General features: G+C 31.3%; 21 protein-coding genes. 9 read left to right on the plus strand and 12 right to left on the minus strand.

The genetic code is table 11. The annotated features are described in order from the left end of the window. Nucleotides 1-65: 65 nt before the first annotated feature. The 4 genes from G6042_RS13895 to G6042_RS13910 all read right to left on the minus strand — a co-directional run bounded on the left by G6042_RS13895 (nucleotide 66) and on the right by G6042_RS13910 (nucleotide 4,060). Nucleotides 66-728, minus strand: a complete 663-nt coding sequence (locus tag G6042_RS13895) for a YggS family pyridoxal phosphate-dependent enzyme (RefSeq protein ID WP_169525041.1) — start codon at nucleotides 726-728, stop codon at nucleotides 66-68. 30 nt (nucleotides 729-758) lie between these two features. Further along, nucleotides 759-1,985 carry a DUF1015 domain-containing protein gene (locus G6042_RS13900; RefSeq protein ID WP_169525042.1) on the minus strand — a complete coding sequence of 409 codons (1,227 nt, stop codon included), beginning with the start codon at nucleotides 1,983-1,985 and terminating at the stop codon, nucleotides 759-761. Nucleotides 1,986-2,080: 95 nt separating this feature from the next. Beyond that, entirely contained in the window at nucleotides 2,081-2,968 is an 888-nt protein-coding gene (locus tag G6042_RS13905) for a 3-hydroxyacyl-CoA dehydrogenase family protein (protein WP_169525043.1), read from the minus strand. 123 nt (nucleotides 2,969-3,091) lie between these two features. After that, nucleotides 3,092-4,060: a Gfo/Idh/MocA family protein gene (locus G6042_RS13910; RefSeq protein ID WP_169525044.1), complete on the minus strand. Its 969-nt coding sequence runs from the start codon at nucleotides 4,058-4,060 to the stop codon at nucleotides 3,092-3,094. Nucleotides 4,061-4,214: 154 nt separating this feature from the next. Here G6042_RS13910 and G6042_RS13915 point away from each other — a divergent pair, with 154 nt between their 5' ends. Both G6042_RS13915 and G6042_RS13920 read left to right on the plus strand, forming a co-directional pair. Next, nucleotides 4,215-4,856: a protein-L-isoaspartate(D-aspartate) O-methyltransferase gene (locus tag G6042_RS13915; RefSeq protein WP_169525045.1), complete on the plus strand. Its 642-nt coding sequence runs from the start codon at nucleotides 4,215-4,217 to the stop codon at nucleotides 4,854-4,856. Between the two features lie 16 nt (nucleotides 4,857-4,872). Next, nucleotides 4,873-8,619, plus strand: coding sequence for a transglutaminase domain-containing protein (locus tag G6042_RS13920; protein ID WP_169525046.1), 3,747 nt, complete (start codon nucleotides 4,873-4,875; stop codon nucleotides 8,617-8,619). Nucleotides 8,620-8,731: 112 nt separating this feature from the next. On the opposite strand, the gene smpB is transcribed toward G6042_RS13920, so the two are convergent. Beyond that, nucleotides 8,732-9,187, minus strand: coding sequence for an SsrA-binding protein SmpB (gene smpB, locus G6042_RS13925; protein WP_169525047.1), 456 nt, complete (start codon nucleotides 9,185-9,187; stop codon nucleotides 8,732-8,734). 152 nt (nucleotides 9,188-9,339) lie between these two features. Between smpB and G6042_RS13930 the strand changes: the two genes are divergently transcribed. Together G6042_RS13930 and G6042_RS13935 are read left to right on the plus strand one after the other, a co-directional pair. Next, nucleotides 9,340-10,020, plus strand: coding sequence for an OmpW/AlkL family protein (locus G6042_RS13930; protein WP_169525048.1), 681 nt, complete (start codon nucleotides 9,340-9,342; stop codon nucleotides 10,018-10,020). Between the two features lie 84 nt (nucleotides 10,021-10,104). Then, nucleotides 10,105-10,338 carry a VF530 family protein gene (locus tag G6042_RS13935; protein ID WP_169525049.1) on the plus strand — a complete coding sequence of 78 codons (234 nt, stop codon included), beginning with the start codon at nucleotides 10,105-10,107 and terminating at the stop codon, nucleotides 10,336-10,338. On the opposite strand, the gene G6042_RS13940 is transcribed toward G6042_RS13935, so the two are convergent. The 4 genes from G6042_RS13940 to G6042_RS13955 are packed head-to-tail and all read right to left on the minus strand — an operon-like array spanning nucleotide 10,335 to nucleotide 14,366. Beyond that, complete coding sequence (locus G6042_RS13940) at nucleotides 10,335-11,744, minus strand: hypothetical protein (RefSeq protein WP_169525050.1); 1,410 nt, start codon at nucleotides 11,742-11,744, stop codon at nucleotides 10,335-10,337. The genes G6042_RS13935 and G6042_RS13940 overlap by 4 nt on opposite strands. A gap of 14 nt (nucleotides 11,745-11,758) precedes the next feature. After that, nucleotides 11,759-12,931 (minus strand): ABC transporter ATP-binding protein, encoded by a 1,173-nt coding sequence (locus G6042_RS13945; RefSeq protein ID WP_169525051.1) that lies wholly within the window; start codon nucleotides 12,929-12,931, stop codon nucleotides 11,759-11,761. Between the two features lie 11 nt (nucleotides 12,932-12,942). Then, nucleotides 12,943-13,503, minus strand: a complete 561-nt coding sequence (locus tag G6042_RS13950; protein ID WP_169525052.1) for a GNAT family N-acetyltransferase — start codon at nucleotides 13,501-13,503, stop codon at nucleotides 12,943-12,945. Between the two features lie 8 nt (nucleotides 13,504-13,511). Next, a complete protein-coding gene (locus tag G6042_RS13955; RefSeq protein WP_169525053.1) occupies nucleotides 13,512-14,366 on the minus strand; it encodes an aldose 1-epimerase family protein in 855 nt (284 codons plus the stop codon). Between the two features lie 93 nt (nucleotides 14,367-14,459). On the opposite strand from G6042_RS13955, the gene G6042_RS13960 reads away from it, so the two are divergent. From G6042_RS13960 to G6042_RS13970, 3 genes are all read left to right on the plus strand, one after another. Continuing rightward, complete coding sequence (locus tag G6042_RS13960) at nucleotides 14,460-14,741, plus strand: hypothetical protein (RefSeq protein WP_169525054.1); 282 nt, start codon at nucleotides 14,460-14,462, stop codon at nucleotides 14,739-14,741. A 265-nt stretch (nucleotides 14,742-15,006) separates the two neighbouring features. Continuing rightward, on the plus strand, nucleotides 15,007-15,504 hold the full coding sequence (locus G6042_RS13965; RefSeq protein ID WP_169525055.1) for a CAP domain-containing protein: 498 nt from the start codon (nucleotides 15,007-15,009) through the stop codon (nucleotides 15,502-15,504). A gap of 209 nt (nucleotides 15,505-15,713) precedes the next feature. Then, complete coding sequence (locus G6042_RS13970; RefSeq protein ID WP_169525056.1) at nucleotides 15,714-15,881, plus strand: hypothetical protein; 168 nt, start codon at nucleotides 15,714-15,716, stop codon at nucleotides 15,879-15,881. Nucleotides 15,882-15,953: 72 nt separating this feature from the next. On the opposite strand, the gene G6042_RS13975 is transcribed toward G6042_RS13970, so the two are convergent. Together G6042_RS13975 and G6042_RS13980 are read right to left on the minus strand one after the other, a co-directional pair. Further along, entirely contained in the window at nucleotides 15,954-18,410 is a 2,457-nt protein-coding gene (locus G6042_RS13975) for an outer membrane beta-barrel family protein (RefSeq protein ID WP_169525057.1), read from the minus strand. A gap of 40 nt (nucleotides 18,411-18,450) precedes the next feature. Further along, on the minus strand, nucleotides 18,451-18,816 hold the full coding sequence (locus G6042_RS13980) for an ArsC/Spx/MgsR family protein (protein ID WP_169525058.1): 366 nt from the start codon (nucleotides 18,814-18,816) through the stop codon (nucleotides 18,451-18,453). Between the two features lie 67 nt (nucleotides 18,817-18,883). Between G6042_RS13980 and G6042_RS13985 the strand changes: the two genes are divergently transcribed. After that, nucleotides 18,884-19,819, plus strand: coding sequence for a CPBP family intramembrane glutamic endopeptidase (locus tag G6042_RS13985; protein ID WP_169525059.1), 936 nt, complete (start codon nucleotides 18,884-18,886; stop codon nucleotides 19,817-19,819). 11 nt (nucleotides 19,820-19,830) lie between these two features. Beyond that, nucleotides 19,831-20,877 (plus strand): AMP-binding protein, encoded by a 1,047-nt coding sequence (locus G6042_RS13990; RefSeq protein WP_169525060.1) that lies wholly within the window; start codon nucleotides 19,831-19,833, stop codon nucleotides 20,875-20,877. Between the two features lie 4 nt (nucleotides 20,878-20,881). On the opposite strand, the gene G6042_RS13995 is transcribed toward G6042_RS13990, so the two are convergent. Then, the gene (locus G6042_RS13995) at nucleotides 20,882-22,537 is read right to left on the minus strand and encodes a M1 family metallopeptidase (RefSeq protein WP_169525061.1); all 1,656 of its coding nucleotides are present in this window, start codon (nucleotides 22,535-22,537) and stop codon (nucleotides 20,882-20,884) included. Nucleotide 22,538: the final 1 nt, after the last annotated feature.

Here is a 22,538-nt window from a genome sequence, read left to right on the forward strand (position 1 = left end):
AGTGATTAGTGATTAGTGAATAGTAACTAGTTTATCATTCCGTAGGAATCTCAACTTTAATTATTTTAATTTCTTGTTCCAAATATACTACTTCCAATCCGAACCATTGTACTACCGCAATCGATGGCTAATTGATAATCGCCTGACATTCCCATGGAAAGGGTTTCGAGTTTCAAGTTTAAAGTTTCAAGTTGTTGGAGTTTGTCGAAAATGTTTTTTAAATTTTGAAACTCTTTTTTTATTTGTCCTTGATTATCAGTAAAAGTAGCCATTCCCATTAAACCAATGACTTTGATGTTGGTCATTTCTTTAAACTCATCAGAATTCAGTAACTCAATCAATTCATTTTCGTTTAGACCAAATTTAGTTTCTTCTTCGGCAATGTGTATTTGGAGTAAACAATTGATGTTTTTTCGCCAGCGAACGGCTTGACGGTTGATTTCTTTTAGTAATTTCAAACTGTCAACTCCGTGAATCAATTTTACATACGGAACCATATATTTCACTTTGTTCGACTGAACGTGACCAATCATGTGCCATTCAATATCTTTGGGCATTTGCTGCCATTTTTCGGTCATTTCTTGGATTTTATTTTCACCAAAAATTCGCTGACCGGCATTGTAAGCTTCCATTAAATCTTCAACAGGTTTGGTTTTTGAAACCGCAACAAGTGTTACGTTTGACGGAAGTTGGGATTTTATTTGGAATAAATTTTGTTGTATTGACATTTGTCTATTTTCTTTTCTCTTTTTTCTAAATCATAATTCATAAACCATCAATCCACTACGAAACTTTGGTTCGATATAGGTTGATTTTGGAGGCATGATTAAATTGTTGTCTGCCAAAGCTTTAATTTCTGAAATATCACTTGGATAAAGCATGAAACCAACTTCAAATTCGCCTTCGTCAACCAATTCTTTTATAGTAGCAATGGATTGTTTTCCAGGAATGTATTCAATTCGTTCGTCGTTTCGTAAATCTTCAATGCCAAGTAATGGTTGCAAGACTTTATCGTATAAAATTTGAGCGTCTAAATTCGTCAATATTGAATTTTGATTTTTGAAATTATCATTGATTTTATAAAAAAGTGCATAAAAACTTCCATCGAGATACATACCAAATTCAAATTTGCTTTGTGGTTTCCACAATTCCTGTTCTTTGTCTTTGATGATGAAATGTTCAGAGAGTTTTTCTAGAAAATCTTCTTTGGAATAGCCATTCAAATCACGAATAATTCGGTTGAATTCATAGATTTTAACCTGACTTTCCGCGATCAAAAAACTCATAAAATAGTTTAAATTCTCATTGCCTAAATGACTATCTTCATCATAAAGCATTTCTGCCGAAGCAGAACGATGATGTCCATCAGCAATATACAGTTCGGGAATTTCTTCAAATTGTTTTGTTATCCAAGCAATTTCTTCATCGGTTTCAATTTTCCAAAGCTGATGTTTTTCTTTGTTAGTAGTAGAAAAGTTATAAATCGGCTGACTTTTTTTCTTTTCAGAAATCCAATCGCTTAGCGTTTGATTATCAGGATAAGTGATTAAAACCGGTTCGGTATTAAAACCCGTTTGATGCAAATAATCCTTGAAGTATTCCACACGATACTGCAATGTATCTTCGTGCTTCTTGATTACATTGTTTTTATAATCATCTATCGAAGTTCCGGCAACAATTCCGGTGAAAGATTGCGTTTTGGTTTTGATTTCATATAAAAAGAAAACGGATTTGTCTTCTTCCATGAAAATTCCGTCTTCTTTGAAATCCTGATATTTGTGTGCAACTCCTTTAAAACGTTTGTCCAAAGTGATTTTCTGAGAATGCATATAAGCAGGATGAATGACGTGCAAAAACGAATACGGATTAAAACTCAACCAAGCGGCAAGCTCAGCCGAACTATAATCGTCATAGTTTCTGCAAGTTACCAAACTTACTTTATCTGAAGTCGGTCGAACGGCTTTGAAAGGGATTATTTTACTCATGTTACTTAACCACGAAGGTCACAAAGTTTTACACAAAGGACACGAAGATTTTTTGGTGAGCTTTGTACTTTCTTCGTGTTCTTTGTGGTTAAATTTTATTTGAATTGTTTAGAAACCTTTTCTGCTTTTTTGCTTTCAGCATAATCATAGAAACCTTCACCTGATTTTACACCGAGTTTTCCTGCCATCACCATGTTTACTAAAAGTGGGCAAGGAGCATATTTTGGGTTTTTGAAACCGTCATACATTACGTTTAAAATTGAAAGGCAAACGTCCAATCCAATAAAATCGGCCAATTGTAATGGTCCCATTGGATGTGCCATCCCGAGTTTCATAACCGTGTCAATTTCCTGAACACCAGCAACGCCATTGTACAACGTTTCGATACTTTCGTTAATCATTGGCATTAAAATTCTGTTGGCTACAAATCCTGGATAATCGTTTACTTCGGTTGGCGTTTTTCCTAATTTTACTGATAAATCCATGATGATTTTTGTCACTTCATCCGAAGTGTTGTAACCACGGATAATTTCGACTAATTTCATAATCGGCACCGGATTCATAAAATGCATTCCAATTACACGTTCCGGATGAACAACTTGTGCTGCAATTTGAGTAATAGAAATAGACGAAGTATTAGTTGCCAAAATTACATTATGGTCGCAAACTTCGCTTAACTGTTTGAAGATATTTAGTTTTAGCGTTACGTTTTCCGTTGCGGCTTCAACTACTAAATCACAACCCACAACACCATCTTTAATATCGGTGTAAGTGATTATATTTCCAATAGTTTTGTGTTTGTCTTCCTCGGAAATTGTTCCTTTAGCAACCATTCTATCAAGATTAGAAGCAATAGTTGCCATTCCTTTTTCTAAGGATTTTTCAGAAATATCGATTAACTTTACGGTAAAACCGCTTTGTGCAAAAGTGTGAGCAATTCCGTTGCCCATTGTTCCTGCGCCAATTACTGCAATTGTATTCATTATGTTTGTTTAGTTTGTTTTAGTTTGAACCATTAAGAAATTAAGAAAAATTAAGGCTTAATGAAACTTAACATCTTAATGGTTTAGTTCTGTTTCGAATTGTGTCTACATCGTGGACATAATCTATTTCTTATTCATACTGTCAATAATCATATAAGCAACTCGCAAAGCTTCCGTTCCGTCTTCTAAGGTTACCACTGGAGTTGTATTGTTATTGATAGCATCGGCAAAAGTTTCTAATTCGTTTAGAATGGCATTATTTGGTGCTACTTCAGGATTGTTAAAATAGATTTGCTTTTTTTCGCCTTCGGCATTTTGTAAAATCATATCAAAATCACCTGGAACTTCTGGCGCTTCTTTCATTTTTACGACTTCGCAAATCTTATCTAAATAATCCACAGAGATATAAGCATCTTTTTGAAAAAATCTTGATTTACGCATATTTTTCATCGAAATTCTACTCGAAGTAATATTGGCAACACAACCATTTTCAAATTCAATTCGAGCATTAGCAATATCCGGCGATTGACTTAAAACTGAAACACCACTGGCGTGAACCGATTTTACTTTTGACTTTACAACACTTAAAATCGCATCAATATCGTGAATCATCAAATCCAAAACTACCGGAACATCAGTTCCACGAGGATTGAATTCAGCCAATCGATGCGTTTCGATAAACATTGGGTTTTCAATTTGATTTTTCACTGCAGTAAATGCCGGATTAAATCGTTCTACGTGACCAACTTGACCTTTAACATTGTACTCTTTTGCTAAAGCAATAATTTCTTCGGCTTCATCAACCGTTGTAGAAATTGGTTTTTCAATAAAAACGTGTTTTCCTGATTTGATAGAAACTTTGGCACATTTGTAATGCGAAAGTGTAGGCGTAACAATGTCAATAACATCAACGGCGTGAATTAATTTGGCAATTGTGTCAAAACGTTTGTATCCAAATTCGGCGGCAATTTTTTCGGCATATTCGGGGTTTTCGTCATAAAACCCAACTAATTCATATTTTTCTGATTGATTTAACAATCGTAAGTGTATTTTTCCAAGGTGACCTGCACCCAAAACGCCAACTTTTAGCATAAAAATAAATTTTATCAAAAATAAGATATTTGTTTCAAGTTTCAAGTTTCAGAATTAAAGTTTTTTTGGAATTTGTTATTTGTATTTTGGAATTTTTACTTCTATTTTTACCAAAATATAAAAAGGATGAGATTGCTTCATTCTTCGCAAAGACATGAAAGATACAGCCAAACATCAAGGACTTAGAAATCAGTTAGCTAAGGTATTAGAAGAAAAAGGAATTACAGATAAAAGCGTTTTGGAAGCGATAAAAAAAATTCCAAGACATTTGTTCTTAAATTCTAGTTTTGAAGATTTTGCGTATCAGGATAAAGCGTTTCCAATTGCTGCCGGACAAACCATTTCACAACCTTATACTGTGGCGTTTCAATCGCAGTTGCTTCAGGTAAAAAAAGATGATAAAATCCTTGAAATTGGAACAGGTTCAGGTTATCAAACCGCTGTTTTGTGTATGCTTGGTGCCAAAGTTTTTTCGGTAGAAAGACAAAATGAATTGTTTAAAATCACGTCGGCTTTGTTGCCAAAATTAGGTATTCGTCCAAAACATTTGTCTTTTGGCGATGGTTATAAAGGTTTGCCTAATCATGCGCCGTTTGACAGTATTATTGTAACAGCTGGCGCGCCAATTATCCCAAAACCATTGATGGCACAATTGAAAATAGGCGGAAGATTAGTCATTCCGTTGGGTGAAAATGAGCAAGTAATGACGATGCTTATCCGAAAAAATGAAACTCAATTTGAAAAACATGAATTTGGCGAGTTCCGATTTGTACCACTTTTAGAAAATAAAAATTAAAACCAAACTTTATATAATGAAGAAATTTCAAATTTTATTCTTGTTATTCTCAACCATTGCTTTGGCACAAACTGCCGAAAAGAAAGTTTGGGATTTGTTATTAGCCAATAAAAGAACCGAAGCTCAAAAACTTTTTGAAAAAGAGTTTAAAACCACTTCCGAAAGTAAAATAGAATATTTTTTGCTTGGAAAAATGATTGAATTGGAAAATGGTAAATTTGATTTTGACGAAAAATTCATCAATTCTTTTGCAAAATTTCCCGAATGCAAGTATTACCTAACTTCTTTGATGAAGCAACAATTTATTTTGGATGATATTGAAACGCTTGGTTTTAATGATAATATCTATAAAAAAATAGATACTATGATACAATTGGATAACTTTAAAAACAATCCAATTGTAATTTACTATAAAGCAACAGCTGATAGAAATCGTAAAAATTATGAAGGTTACAACAACTATATCAAGCAGTTGAATGCTGTGATGAATTGGCAACTTTGTGGCGCATTTGAAAATTTGAACGATAGCGGAATTGACATTGAATATGAACCAGAAATTTATCCAAAAAACGACAAATTATTTGATGCAAATAGCAATGGAAAATTAGGTTGGTATAATCCAAAAGTGATGCAAAACGAAGGATATCATACATTTTCTAACGAAGATGAATATGGTAGTGGAATTATGTATTCTCAGGTTTTTGCCGAAAATCCAGAAGAACGTGATGTTGTTTTTAATTTTGGAATGAGCGCTTCGTTAAAAATATTTGTAAACGATGTTGAAGTTTACGTGAATACTTTAAACAAACTGTCCGATTTGAATGCCTATAAATTGAAAGTAAAATTACCAAAAGGTATCAACCGAATTTTGATAAAATCATCTATTTCTAGTGGAAATAATTATTTCTTTTTTACGGTAACTGATACTCAAAATAATAAGATTGAAAACATTGTTTATCATAATACTTATAAAGATTATACTAAATCAACACTTCAATCGTTAAATGTAGAAGAAATCAACCCAGATTTTGAAGATTATTTGGTTAAAAAAGTAAAAGAAAATCCATCTAATGTAATTTATAAGTTCTTACTTTTTGATGCTTATATTCACAATAAAAAACTTGAATTGGCCGATGATGTTATCGAAGATTTAGACAAAACCTATCCAAATAGTTCGATTGTAAAAACCCGTTTGGCTGAGTTTTATGCTTATAAAGAAGATGTTGCAAAGGTGAATGAAATCATCAAAAACATGGAACTTCAAGATCCAGATTACTATTATACAATTGCAACCAAAGCACAAGATACTGATTGGTTAGGTTCAACAAGTATAGCTGAATTGGAAAAATATAGAGAAAAAGCCAAAAAATTAGCAACGCCAGTTTTGAGTATTCTGTATGATTTTTTAATCAACGCTAGAAATTCAAATAAAGAAGCGATGATGAAAAATGCTGAAACCATTTTGACCGCAACTCATAACAGCGAATTTTATATTACAACTTTTGCTCCTTTATATGATTCGTTAGAAAAAAATAAAGAGAAAACCATTTCAATGCTTGAAAATTTAGTTTCTAAAACAGATAATTTTACAGCAATTTCAAAACTTATTGGATATTATCGTGCTGCAGATAGAAAAGATGATATCAAGCGAATTTTCTCCGAAAGAAAAAAGAATTATCCTTATTTTACAGGAGTTGCAACCGATTATATCAACTCGTTAATTGAAGATAAAAAATACAGCGATGCTTTGGTAGAAATCGATAATTCATTGGCATTATATCCGTATTCATATCATTTGATGGAACGAAAAGGAATGGTTTACAATTATATGAATAATGTAAAAGAAGCCGAAAAATATTTGCGTCAATCGCTTGAACACAACTCAGAAAATAGCACTTTGAGAAAACAGTTGTATGACATTACCAAAACGCCTGATGAAATTGAAGAAATTGATATTAAAGACAAATACAAATTGATAAAAGAGAGAAGAAATTCTCAAATGAAAAGCGATTATGGCGTTGTAACTTTAGTCGATGAGTATATTGTAAACATTTTACCCGAAGGCGGAAGAAAGTCAAAAGTGGTTTTGATTTATGAAATAACGGGCGAAAACGGAATTGAAGAAATGAAAGAATACCGCTTGAATACCTATTCAATTACGCTTCAAAAATCGGAAGTTGTTAAAAAAGATGGAAGTATTGTTCCAGCCGAAGAAGGTTCGGGAACATTAGTTTTTTCAAAGCTAGAAGTTGGCGATGTTGTTTATATCGAATATGAATCCTATAGTAATTCAACCGGACGATTTTTTAAAGATTTTAATATAGATTGCTATTTTAACAGTACATATCCATCGTTGGAATCGATATTTGGAATTATTAATCCGCAAGATGTTCAATATGCTACCAAAATTTTCAACGGAAATATTACTCCAACAACCAAGAAAATAAACAATAAAATTTGTACCATTTGGAAAAGAACCAACGTTCCAGCGATACCATTATTAGAACCAAATTCTAAAAATTACGCCGATTTAACGAATACAATTAATGTAAGTTCAATTAAATCATGGAAAGAAATCTCTAATTGGTATGCTGATTTAGTTAAGAAAACATTGACTTTGGATAAAATTACCAAAAGTACTTTTGACCAAATTTTTCCAAATGGCGTAACAGGTTTATCCGAAGAAATAATTGCAAAGAAAATCTATACCTATATTGAAGAAAATATAAAATATAGTTCGCAAGATTTTAGACAAAGTGGTTATGTGCCACAAAAACCGTCTAAAACCATTACCACAAAATTGGGTGATTGTAAAGATGTTTCGACTTTATTTGTAGCATTTTCTCAATTGGCTGGATTAAAATCCAATTTGGTTTTGGTTTCTACTAATGACAATAGTTCAAACATGATGTCGTTGCCGTCAAAAGATTTTAATCACTGTATTGTTAGAACAATTATCAATGGAAAAGAAGTTTTCTTAGAACTGACAGACAAGTTTTTACCTTTCAAATCGTTGCCAATTTCGCTTTACAAAGCTGACGCTTTGGTAATTTCTTTTGATAAAAATGAAAATGAAAAATCATCGCTTATTCAAATTCCTTTTGATAACGCTACGGTAAATCAATTGATTACAAAAAGTGTTGTAACCATTACCGATAAAGAAATGAGTTTTGTAAATACTCGAAAAGTTGTAGGAGCAAACAAATCTTATTTCAACGAATTGTTTTCGAGTTCAACAACCGAAGATGTTCGCAAAAAAGATTTAGAAGATCAATACAATTCGAAATTGAAGAAAACCGTAAAATTACTTTCGGCTAAATTGATTAAAAATGAAGTTTTTGATGATGCAATCGAGTTTGAAACCCAAATTTCGGTAAGTGAAAAATTGAAAAATGTTGGAAATCTAAAAATCACCGATATTCCATTTGTGGATAAAGTATACACTCGTGATATTATTGGTCAAGAAACTAGAAATTATGATATAAAATACATTACGTATGAAAATTGTAATGAATATCATTCGGTTGTAGTATTAAATATCCCTGAAGGGAAAAAAATTACCGAAGTTCCAGAAAATATGACATTTACTTTCAAAAAACATAGTTATGACATTGCATTTGAATTGGTTGCTCCAAATTCGTTAAAAATTACACGTAACGTAAAAACACCTTGGGACGATATAACAACGACAGAATATACTGAATACAAAAATTTTGTGGAAGAAGTTTTAGCTGTTGAAGAACAAGTTGTAGGGTTTAAATAGAAATTAAATCTATAAAAAAAACTCCACTAATTATCAAAAAATGAAGTTGATGATTAGTGGAGTTTATGTTTTTGAGAAATGCTGAGTTTGTGAAAATTCGTGAAATCTGTGTTTATTTGTATTCCTTTTTAATTCGGGCAATATCGCGTTTCACGTCTTGTTCTTTAAGACTTTCGCGTTTGTCATAAGTTTTCTTTCCTCGACAAAGACCAATATCTAATTTTGCCAAACCTTTTTCGTTGGTAAAAAGTTTTAACGGAATTATGGTCAAACCTTTGGTGTCCAAAGCTCTTTCTAGTTTTTTCAATTCTCTTCGGTTTAGCAAAAGTTTGCGTTCGCTTTTGGCTTTATGATTGAACTGATTTCCATAAAGATATTCATCAATTTGAGTATTGATGGCAAATAATTCTCCGTTGTGAAATTCACAAAAACCTTCGGTAATATTAGCTTTACCCAATCGGATGGATTTTATTTCTGTTCCGGTTAAAACAATTCCGGCAGTATAAGTCTCGATTATTTCATAATCAAATCGAGCTCTTTTATTAAGAATATTTACTGTTTTTAACATAGCGGACAAATGTAAGAACAAAACGGTAATTTTTTTGATAAAAAGTGTGAAAAATAAATTGATAAAAAAATATTCAATCTATGATTTATGTCAGTTTTTAAGCAAATACTTCACAATACTTTTGAAGTATAATTTTAAACCAAATAATCAAAATGAAAAAAGTTTTATTAGCAGTTGGATTGGCTTTTATTGGCTTCACTGCAAATGCTCAAGAAGATACAAAAAAAGATGATTTTAAAAATTGGATGATTAGACTTCGCGGTGTTGGAGTTACTCCAGATGAAAGTGCAAAAATAGGCGTAATTGGTGGCGATGTAAACATTTCAAATTCGTTTATTCCAGAATTAGACATTACTTATTTCTTTACGAAAAACATTGCAGCCGAATTGATTTTAGGAACAACCAAACATGACGTACATACCGTAGCTTCTGATATTTCGGCTGTTGGCGGACCAACAAGTGCCGATGTTGATTTAGGTAGCGTTTATTTATTACCGCCAACATTAACATTGCAATATCACTTTTTTCCAATGAAAGAAAAAGTATTTAAACCTTATGTTGGTGCTGGATTGAATTACACAATTTTCTACAATCAAAAAGCAGGAAGCGTTGTTAAAGATATTAAATACGATAATGCTTTAGGCTATGCAGCTCAAGTTGGTTTTGACTTAATGCTTGATGATACATTTTTTATCAACGTAGATGTGAAACGTTTGTTTTTATCAACAGATGTAACGGTTGATGCGTCTAATTTAGCAACAGGTTTAAGTATTCCAGCCGAAGTTGACATCAATCCTTGGCTTTGGGGATTTGGAGTTGGAATGCGATTTTAGTAGTATAAAGTTAGTTAATAAAAAAGCAAACTCTTAAAATTAAAGGGTTTGCTTTTTTATTTTTAGAAATGATATCTTTGTTCCATGGAAAACAATCATTCAAATAATCCGCTTCATGGTGTTACACTTCAAAAAATCCTTGAAGAACTCGTTGCTTTTTATGGTTTTGACACCTTGGGCGAATTGATTAAAATTCGTTGTTTTAATGAAAATCCATCCATTAAATCGAGTTTAACTTTTCTACGAAAAACCGATTGGGCTCGAAAAAAAGTCGAAGAACTTTATATTAGAACGTTGCCAAAATTGAAAAGTAATTAGCTTTCCGCCAAAGCTTTCCATTTTTTGATGTAAATTGAAATAAAATACATGATTGCCATAATAATCAGTATGTTAATCCAAGATAATAATGTAGCATTATCGTTTAACCATTCATATTGTGGTGTGTTGGTATGTTTAATTTGTCCAGCAACTACAATAGATTTAGGATTGTTATAATATTCACTAACTAATCCAAAAATTAACGGAAGAAAACCTGAAATACACCAAAGAATAAGGTTTAGAGCAATTCCTGAGAAATTTTTCCCTTTATTATTACTGATAACGGAAAAGAAATAAATACTCGTAAGTACAATTATAGAAAGCCAAAAGCACATAAAGACAATCTCGGAATTTGTTATTGCTGCCAAAATTCCTGTTATAATCCATAAAATCCCGATGCTTACTAATGCAATAAGCCAATTTCTACCGGTTGTAACTTTAAAAGCATAGACTAACATAGCCATCGCAATAGATACGTATAGTAGAATTAGCAAAGTACCAGTTTCAATTATTGGATCATTCCAAGCTTTAGAAAGTTGAGAATAAGAGCTTATTAATGCGTTTTGAGGTAAATAATGTTTATAAATATTTTGATTTGCATTATCTTTAAAGAATTCAGTAACGTCTTCCATTCTTCTTCCAATTCGCTCATAATTAGTGAAATCGGGATAATTGTATGTTAATTCAAACCATTGATTAGCAGTAAGATTTGTTTTTAAGTTATGTTCTTTTATCAGTAAAAAATAATCATTCATGAGTTTTTTTATCTCAGCTTGATTGTCATTTTGCATCCAGGTTTTTACTTTGATTTCATCATTATTTGTCTCCGTAAAACTTCCGTAGTAATAGTCAAAACTTTTGTTCATCAATGAGTTTTGTTGATATTTTTTTTTGTTGAATACAATTTTACCAACACTATCAGCGACAGCTACATTTTCATAGTCATAACTACCATCAATAAAAACAGAAGCCATTAATATTGTTCGTCCTCGTTTATCAACTTCTTCTTTGGAATAGTAGCTTCTTTCTTTTAAGGTTTTTCCCGAAAGGAAAGAAATTGAATAGGTGATGTTTAGAAAACATACCAAAAAAATGATTAACCATTCTTTATAGAGATACAAATTACTCAATCGGTACAATGATTTGTATGCGTTGTTTCTAAAATAATAAACAAACCATACGACAAAGAATAAAATAGTAATCAATATGCTAAAGAAAATGATAACTCCAGTTGAAAAATCACTTCGATAATAGTTTTCATCAGTAAAATCAACGTTTCCATATACATATCCAATTACAAAAAATAAGATATGAAAAAGGATAGCAAAACACAATGCTGGAACTATTTTAGTATTCCAAAGCAATGGATGATTGATAAGTAAATATTTTTGAATTTTAGTAAACATAATGAGTTGGTTTTTTAGGAAACAAAAAAGCGACGGGTAGAATTAGATATATTTCTGAAATACAATATTGGAACTTGATTATTAGAAATTATATTCATAAAATCATAAATGGTCAAACTTTCTGGAAAAGTAACGATGTAAGTTCCGCCATTAAATTGTAGCGAAATCATATTAGATTTTTCAAATAATTCGCCCAATTCTTTTTGAGACCAACTACTTTCAAATTCAACAATCAAGAAGTTTTCGGTATTTAGTTCTTGTTTTTCCGGATTGACAGAAATGGTATTGTGAAGGTTTTTTTGCTGTCCGTTTTTAAGAAAAATAACTTGATCAGAAGTTTTTTCTACTTCATACAATTGTTGTGAACTTAAAACAATTCCAATTGGTCGAAATGGCGATTTTGCAATTGCTTTAAAATCTTCTAAAACAGTTTGTTGTGCAAGAATATCAAGGTTTGCCAAAGGTTCGTCTATCAAAAGTAGTTTAGGTTTTCTCAATAACATTCGGGCTAATTCAAAACGCATTTTATATCCTGAAGATAAGCTTTTCCATTCAAAATTTCTGAACTTTCTCAGTCCAAGTCGTGAAATAATTAACTCAACCAAAAGTTCGTTTTCCTCTGGTTTGTAACCATAACTTGCCGCTGTAAACTGTAGATTTTCAAACATTGAACCATACCAAGTATCAGTTCGTTGTGGAATATAAACTAGTTTGGTTCTCAAATCGTAAGCATCGTCATAATCAAAATGATATTTTAAATTTCCTTGCGAAGCAAACAATTCACCACAAAGCAAACGAAGTAAAGTAGTTTTTCCGTTACCATTTTCGCCAACTAAACCTAGAATTTCACCTTGTTTCAGTTCCATATTTATTGAACCAAGCGAAAATCTTGATATGCCATAGGATTTCACAATATCTTTAGCTGAAACCAAAATGTTTTTTTCTACAACTGGTTTTTTGGACAAAGTTGTATGCAAATCGGTTAAAACGGTTTGGTATTTTTCCTTTTTTCCTTCAGAATTATTTTCGTTAGTATCCAACCATTTTAGGAAATCGATTGTTTTTTTATAATGCTCAATATTTTCTGTATCAAGCGTTAAATCGATTATTCTTTTGGTAAGAATTGAGAAATCACCAAACTCTAGAAAGTCTAATAATTCCTGATATTGTTTTTCAAATTCGTTCATATATTTTAAATCTAAAATTTATAGTTTCTTTTTAGCATCGAATAAATTACGGTATCCCAAAATTTTCCGTCATAGAGTTCATTTTCAAGAATATGTGCTTCTTTAACGAAGCCTATTTTTTGCAATACTTTTTCGGAAGCATAATTTTCCGGATCAATAACAGCTTCAATCGAATGCAAATTCATTTGATTAAAACCATATTCCATTACAGCTTTTATTGCTTCGGTTACATAACCTTTTCCTTGATATTGAGGCAAAATCATATAACCAATTTCCGCTCGGTGATTTTCGGGTTGAATTCGATAATGACCAAGTAAACCTATCATTTTATCGCTTCCTTTAATAGTAACTGCCCAATTTATTCCAACATTTTCATCAATTTTATCATTAATCATTTTGATATGTTCCAAAGCATCATCAGTATTTTTTGCCAATGGTCGCGGAATGAATTTCATAGTTTCAGGATTGCCGCGCAGTTCAAGAACTTCGTTAACATCGTTGTCATGTAAACGTCTAAGCATTAAGCGTTCAGTTTCAAGATTTTGGAACGGATGAAAATTAATGGTAAGCATTTTGGAAATTATAAAATTGAAATAGTAAATGTAAATGTATCATTCTTTTTTGGTTCCAATACTTGAATTCCTTCTTTTTCAAGAATATTTCCGTTGGCATCAATCGTATCGGCATAACCAATCCAAGGTTCAAGGCAAATAAAAGGCGCATTTATTTTGGTCCAAATGCCAAAGTTTGGAAAATCCTTAAAACTGAAATTTAATACGGGTAAATTGTTTTCTTTCAGTAAAATGGAATTTGAGTTTAACTTTTTTAAAACCAAAGCATCATTTTCAAAAAGCGAATAGGTTAGTGGCAACGTTTTTTCTTCCAAATGGATTTTCAAACTTTGATTAGAAAGTAAATCATTTTCTAACGGATAATATTCTAAGGTTTCATCAGTTTCAAATTCCAATGCATAATTTTCAAAATTTTTATCTAAAGCAAAAGCTGGATGACCGCCAATGGAAAAAGGCATTTGGAAATCATTTTCATTAAAAACACTATACGTTATATGTAAATCATTTTCTGAAATGGCATATTTAATTTGTAATTCAAATTGAAATGGATAATGCTGTAACGTTTCATTATTGGATTTTAAAGAAAAAACAACTTCGTTATCTTTTTGATAAATAATTTCAAAAACATTATCTCGTGCAAAGCCATGTCGAGATAAATGATATTCCTCATTATTATACAGGTAAGAATTATTTTTTAGCGTTCCAACAATTGGGAAAAGGATAGGCGAGTGTTTTGCCCAAAAATCAGGATTGCCGTTCCACATGTATTCTTTGCCAGTTTTATTGTCTTTAAGCGAAATTAATTCGGCACCATTAGAATTAATCGTAGCGGTTATTTTTGAATTTGAGATTGTTGTTGCCAATTGATTTTAAATTTTGTTAAAATGCATTATAGTACAAATATATTTCATTAACTTTAAGTTCTATAACCATTTTATTAACTTTAGTTTTTTGTCATGGAATCGAAATATGAAATTATAGAGAAAGAGAAAATTCAGTTACTGTCTTTTCCTAATGTTGAAGTACTTTCTTCAGATGAAGAAATTAAACAGCGATTTGTCGATTTGAATAGAGCTTTGTATTTGGGCAATCTTGAGCATTCAAAAATTAAAATTTACTTTGAAGATAATCAATCAAAAAAAGTTGTAGAAACAACAGTTTGGGCTTTAACAGATCATCGAGTTATTTTAAAGCAAGGTTTCACAATTCCAATTCATCGAATTTTTATGGCGGCTTAAAAAAAGACATTCTATTTAGCATTAAAAACCACTTTTTAAGTGGTTTTTTTTATTCAAGCTATTTAGATTATGTTATCGATAGATGTTAATTTGTAAGTTTTATTCCTATTTTATATTGAAAAAAATGTATTTCATCGATTTTATTTGTACTTAATCGGTTTTGTGTATATGTTTGTCACATCAAATTAAACAATACGTTCTGTCAATATTAATCAAATAAAGTGTTTGCCCCACATCTACTTTATTAAAAACTTAACCTACCACTATGAAAACAAAAATGTTTAGAGCATTATTGTTATTAGCAATCGTGTTCACTACTGTGTCTTGTTCGTCTGATGAATCAGAAACCGCAACAAAAGAAGCTGTTGTAACTAACTACAACTACAATGAAGTTGAACTACGCTTAGTACAATTAATCAATAACCACAGAAAAAATTTAGGCTTAAACGAATTACAAGTTATCAATCATATTTCGTATAAGTCTGAAGGTCATAACGAATATATGATTGAAAAACAAACTATCAGTCATGATGGTTTTCAACAACGCTCACAAAATATAATCAATACTCTTGGTGCTGAAAAAGTAGCTGAAAATGTTGCTTACAACTATATTACAGCGGAAAGTGTTGTAGCGGCTTGGTTGAATAGTCCTGGACACAGACAAAATATTGAAGGTGATTTTACACATTTTGGAATATCAGCATCAACTGATTCTAAAACAGGTAAAAGATATTATACCAATATATTCATGAAAGAAAAATAGTTTGATTACTGTTTTGTTTGATTTTGACAGATCAATTTTAAAAGCCCAATGCTCTAAACATTGGGCTTTTTATTTTTACAGCAATAAAAGAAGCTCATTATTTTCTAACAATATTTAGATAGAAATGGTTAATAAAATATCTAATCTTCTTTGGTTAGCTTAAATAATACTCATACATTTGCGTATAATTCAAAAAAATTCCGGAAAACATGTTTGAATTTCAACAGTATTTAGGTTTCTTACTTTTCTTAACCGTTTTAACTATCGGTTTTTGGTTAATGATTTTCTTGATTACAGCAATTATTCCTTACTGGGTTTTTGGTGGAATGAGAGAGTTTTTAAAAGAAAGAAAAGCTAATAAAGAAAAAGAGCAATAATTTTTTTAAATTTTGTTCAAAAAAAAGTCCCGATAATTTCGGGACTTTTTTTATTCTAAATTATTTAGTTCATTATCCTGGAAAATCTCCACCATCATCTTGTCCATTTCCGTTTCTAGGTTTTTCTCTTTCGTTTTTCTTAACGTTAAATCTATAAGTAAATGAAAGTGTGATTTGTCTTTCTCTCCACTGGAATTCGCCATACGAATCTACATTTCCTGGAAGATAGGTTTCCGAAATTCTTTTTCTAGAGTTAAAAACATCACTAACATTTAAAGAAACAGTTGCTTTCTCTTTGAAAACATCTTTACTAAAAGCTAAATTCATAGCAAAAACACCAAGGTTTTTTCCTTGAGCTGTTTTTTGTGCACCGTTATAACTCATGTTAGTTTGCCAATCCACTTTATATGGCAAAGTAACTTTTGAAGTTATTCTGGCAAACCAAGAAGTTGCTTTGTTGTCAAAATTTTGAAAAATAACATTATTGTCTATATCTGTATAACTAAAATCGCCATCGGTTTCGTTGTAGAAAAAGTTGAAGTTACTGTTTAATTTCCACCATTTGTATGGAGAATAGTTTAATGTAAATTCAAATCCGCTGCGGTATTCTTTTGCTAAGTTGATAGGTGTAGAGATAATAACTGGAACACCATCTTGGAAATCGCCGTTTGGTCTTCTAACAAATTGAAAAGCATCAGATGTTGCATTGAAATACATCGAAGTGTTAAACGTTAATTTATTCCATTTTTTTATAAATCCTAAATCGAACGCATTTGTAAACGCTGGATCCAAATCGGGATTACCGATAAAAATGTTTACGTTACTCGATAAATTGTTAAAAGGATTTAATTGTCTTCCTCTTGGTCGCTGTATTCTTCGGCTGTAACTAAGTGAAATATCACTTGTTTCATTTAATTCATAGGTAAAAAATGCCGATGGGAAAAAGTTGTTGTACTTTTTATTATTAAAATCATTGGTAACTAATTGGTTTACATCAATATTTGAATCTTCCCAACGCAATCCATAAAGCATTGATAGTTTATTGAATTTGGTTCCAAATTGAGTGTAAAACGCATTTACTTTTTCTTTGTATTCCAAAATATTAGTAAACTGTGGTAAAGGAATTCCGTTTGTAATTACACTATAATCTGTAGTATTTGTTAAAAAATCTCCACGATAACCTGCTTCAAATTGACTGTTTTTTGCAATTGGTAAAACATAATCAAGTTGAAATAAATTTCTGTTTTGCTTTTGGTCATTAAAAGTATTATCGGTAAAAACATTTGCAGAATTGTTTGTACTATCTGTAATCAAAGCAATATTTTTATCACTATTCGATGAAACCGATGCATCAATAGTTAATTTGTGACCTTCTTTTTTGAATTTCTTGGTAAAATTGGTGCTAAATTCTATATTTTGACTATTTCCATCTTCTTCGTTTACACGATTTCTGGTATAATCGTAAACAAAATTTCCATCATAATAATCTTGGAATACATCGTCAACATTGTTTCCACTACTTTTTCTATAATTTACAATATTAGTCCAAGTTAAGGTTTCATTTAAAAACCAATCAAAACCAAAACTTCCGTTATACGATTTATTTAAGCGTTCGTTTTCACGGTTTTCATACATATAATCGCGTGTAGAATTATCGTCATTCAAATATCTTGAATTGGTAAACGAATTTCCAGGACTTTTTCTGTAGCTATAACCTTGTGTCGTGAAAAGATTGAATTCTTTTGCTTTGAAGTTTAAAGTTCCACTAATTCCATGATTTTCAGGATAACCTGTATTGGCAATTAATGTTCCGTTTAATCCGTTGTTTTTCCCTTTTTTTAGAATGATATTCAAAATTCCGCCGCCACCTTCGGCGTCATATCTTGCTGATGGATTGGTGATTACTTCAACTTTGTCGATTGCATCGGCAGGAATTAATCGCAAAGCATCTGTAACGCTAATAGCATTTGAAGGTCTTCCGTCAATAAGGATTTTTACATTTTCGTTTCCACGTAAACTTACATTTCCTTCAACATCAACAGAAACCGATGGAATATTGTCCAAAATATCACTAACCGTTCCACCTTTTACCATTAAATCATTACCAACGTTGTATACTTTTTTATCAAGTCTAATTTCAACGGTAGTTTTTTCGGCTCTAACCACAACTTCGTTCAACTGTTTTGCACCATCTTCCAACAAAATAGTACCTAAATTTGTGTTTTGAGTAATACTTTTGTTATTAATTTCATTAGGTTGAAACGAAATAAACTCAATAATAATATTGTAATTTCCCGAAGCAACATCAACAGAAAATTCTCCTTTTGCATCAGTAATTCCACCAAAAACTTGGTTTGGATTGTTTACATTTTTTAATGTAATTGTTGAATATTCAAGTGGAAGATTGGTTGACTTTTCAATCACTTTACCTGTAACTTTTAATTTGCTTTGACCAGCATTGGGTTGAGCATAGGATAAAAATGAAAGGAAAAAAAGAGCAGTTGCTACTATCAGTTTGATGTTTTTCATTGAAATTAAGTTAAATTCAATGGCAAAAATACATTTTCACTCAAGATTGGTTTCCCAAAAGTTTGTTAAATAAATCTTCAGATTTGGTTAAGTCTCTGGCAATAACTGCGTGGTTTTTACCAACAATAATTGGTCTTTCAATCAAGATAGGAAATTGATGTAAGGCTTCGATAATCGCTTTGTCATCCAAATTTTTTCCTTTAAAATTTTCTATCCAAATACTTTCTTTTTGACGAACTAAATCAATGGGTTTGAAATTTAATTTTTTCAAAAGAGTTTCTATTTCGTTTATGCTTAACGGATTATCAAGATATTTAATAATAGTGTAATCAATTTTCTTTTCGTCAAGAAATGCTAAACATGTTCTTGATTTGCCACATCTAGGATTATGAAGTACTTCAATCATATTTTTTTTTACAAAGTTCCATATTTTCGCATAAAAAAAATTAAATTAGACAAATAAAATTTGAAGTATGTTTTTAGAAAATGCGGTTACACCCGAAAATAAGTTTTGGAAATACATTGTTGGTTCTGTAGTTATAATTGCAGCATCGTTTATTGGAAAAATTCCGTTTATGATTGCCATTGCGTTTAAATCATTTTCGAGTGGAAAACCGTTTCCAACCGATGAAAAATCACTGTTAAGTTTCCTTAATCCAAATTTATCGTTGTTTTTATTAATGCTGTCTTTTGTGTTTGCATTTTTGGCTATTTATTTGGTTATAAAATACCTTCACAAACAAACTTTTTTATCGGTTACAACATCTAGAAGCAAAATGGATTGGAAGCGTTTTTTCTTTTCGTTTTCCATTTGGGGAATTTTTACAATCGCTTCAACTGTGATAATGTATTATTCTAATCCTGAAGACTTTGAAATAAATTTTAAACCAATACCTTTTACTATTCTAGCTGTTATTGCAATTATCTTAATTCCAATTCAAACTAGTACTGAAGAATATATTTTTAGAGGTTATTTGATGCAAGGATTTGCTAATTTAGCCAAGAACAAATGGTTTCCTTTAGTCATGACATCGGTGATTTTTGGCACAATGCATATTGCCAATCCCGAAGTACAAAAACTGGGTTACATCATCATGATTTACTACATCGGAACGGGATTGTTTCTTGGAATTTTGACTTTAATGGATGAAGGAATGGAGTTAGCATTAGGGTTTCACGCTGCCAATAATTTAATTGCGGCTTTGCTTATAACTTCAGATTGGTCGGCATTTCAAACGGAATCAATTCTGAAAGACAATTCAGAACCTTCGGCTGGATTTGAAATTTTGGTTCCTGTTTTTATAATTTTCCCAATTTTATTGTTTATTTTTAGTAAAAAATACGGCTGGACAAATTGGAAAGAAAAATTGACTGGAAAAATTGAAGAAAAAAATGTTGAACCTTTTTAAAAACTAAAATTATGAGCAATCCAACTTATGAAAATGTGCATAATCTTTTTAAACTGAATGGTTTTCATCTAAATCGCGAAGACTTGTGTCGTGTTGCCTATAGTTTTATTAAAGAAGGCGAAGATTTTGAAAAACCAGTTGGCGATTTTCTTTTGGATTGGTTTGATGGAAAACCTTATATCGAAATGCAAACTTCGGGAACAACTGGAACGCCAAAAATCATTTCGGTAAGTAAACAAGCTATGGTCAATTCGGCTTTGGCAACAGGCGATTTCTTTGATTTACAACCCGGAAATAAAGCATTACATTGTCTTCCGGTTAAATTTGTTGCGGGAAAAATGATGTTGGTTCGTGCTATGATTTTAGGTTTAGATTTAGAATTTGTAGCTCCAAGTTCTCATCCGTTGCGCAATAACGAGTATGATTATGATTTTGTGGCAATGGTTCCGCTGCAAGCTCAAAATTCTATTAGCGAACTAAAACGCGTTAAAAAAATGATTGTTGGAGGAGCAAAAATTAATAATTCTCTCGAAAAACAATTGATTAAATTAAAGACCGAAGCGTTTGAAACCTATGGAATGACGGAAACTATCACACATATTGCTGCTAAAAAAGTAGGCGAGAAGGCATTTACTGTTTTGCCAGATGTTACGATTTCCTATGATGATAGAAATTGTTTGGTTATTCACGCACCAAGGATTTCGGATGAAGTAATCGTAACGAACGATATTGTAGAGTTGATTAATGAAAATCAATTTATTTTTCTTGGTCGAATGGATAATGTGATCAATAGTGGCGGAATTAAATTAATTCCAGAACAAATTGAAGAAAAACTAGCAGGAAAAATAGACGTTCGTTTTTTTATTGCTTCCAAAGAAGATAAAGAATTAGGCGAAAAAGTAATTTTGGTTGTCGAAGGTGAAAAACAAGCTATTGATGACGCCATTTTTGCCGATTTAGACAAATATGAAAAACCAAAAGAAATTGTTTTTGTTCCAAAATTTAAAGAAACTGCTAATGGAAAAGTTATGAGGAAAGAAAGTTTACAATCTAAATAGATTACTAATTTTTTATGATATAAAAATTTGGACTAACTTCTATTTTATCACTTGCTTTCACTTTAAAATCTGATTTAACCCAAGCGTTTACTGGATAAATTCGTTTAGATTTTCCGTTTATTTTAATGTCAATTGGCATAGAAAAATTAGTTTCATCAGTTTTCCATTTGAATTCCAGACGATTTTTTGTGATTTTATATTCCAATTTTGGAATAGAAGTGTGACGCAAATACTGATTGAAAATTGAGGTCAAATCCATTCCGCTTTCTTTATTGAAAAAGGCAATAACAGTTTCGGTATCGATTATTTTGTGTTTAAAAGTTGTGGAATAATCTAAAAGTAATTTCCACCATTTTTCATCATTATTTATTACATGGCGTAATGTATTTAATAGCAATGCACCTTTTGGATACATATCGCCTGAACCTTCACTATTAACACCGTAGTTTCCAATTATAGGTTTGTCGTTTTTTACGTTTTGTCTCAAACCGTTTGCATATTGCATGGCTTTTTCATAACCAAATTCACATTCGATAAACACAATTTCAGAATATTGTGTAAATCCTTCGTGTATCCACATGTCGGCAATATCTTTGGAAGTAATGCTATTACCAAACCATTCGTGACCGCTTTCGTGAATGGTAATAAAGTCAAAAAGAAGTCCAACACCAGTTCCCGATAAATCACTTCCAAGATAACCTTTTAGATATTTATTTCCATAAGCTACAGCACTTTGGTGTTCCATACCTAAATAAGGAGTTTCAACTAATTTATAACCATCATCTTTGAATGGATATTCGCCAAATTTACTTTGAAAACAATCCATCATCGGTTTTACTTCTTCAAAATGCTTTCTGGCTTTTTCTTCGTTGTAACTTAAAACATAATAATCCAAATCCAATCCTTTGTAATTATCGTGAATGTGAACATAATCGCCAATGTTCAGAGTAATGCAGTAATTATTTATCGGATTATTTACTTCCCAATCCCAACGGGTAAAGTTATTTTCAAGTTTTTCCGAACCTATAAATCTTCCGTTGGAAACATTCATTAAACCATTGGGAACAGCAACTTTTATGCTTGCGCCAAAATCGGGTTCGTCACTTTGTGAATCTTTACAAGGATACCATAAACTTGCTCCAGTTCCTTGAACGGCAACGCCAATAAAAGGTTTTCCTGCTTTGTCTTTTGAAAATACAAAACCACCATCCCAAGGAGCATTTTTTGCTTCTAATGGTTTTCCTGAATAGTAAAAAGCAAGGTGTTCTGTTGAGCCTTTTTCTAATTCTTCTGGAAAATCTACAAAAACTGTATTATATTCTCTTTGATAGTTCAATTTTTTTGCTGGCAAATGAATAGAGTCAAGTGCGAGATATTTAATAGGTTTGTTGAGAATAAAAATGCTATCCACTTTCATATTTTCAAATAAATCGACTTGAATTCGTTTTGTATTTTCAACAACTTTAAAAGTAATCCAATTTGAACCCGAAATGTACTTTTCATCAGGATTAATTTTAATATTCAAATCATACTCCAGAACATCAAAACAAGTTCTTTCAAAACGCAATCCGCCATGAAGACTATCTTTTCTAGTATACGTTTGCGCAGAAGTTTGTGTGACTGTAAAAAATGCAGTAACAATTAAAAGGAGATATTTCATA

Source organism: Flavobacterium solisilvae, assembly GCF_012911605.1.
GTDB lineage: Bacteria > Bacteroidota > Bacteroidia > Flavobacteriales > Flavobacteriaceae > Flavobacterium > Flavobacterium solisilvae.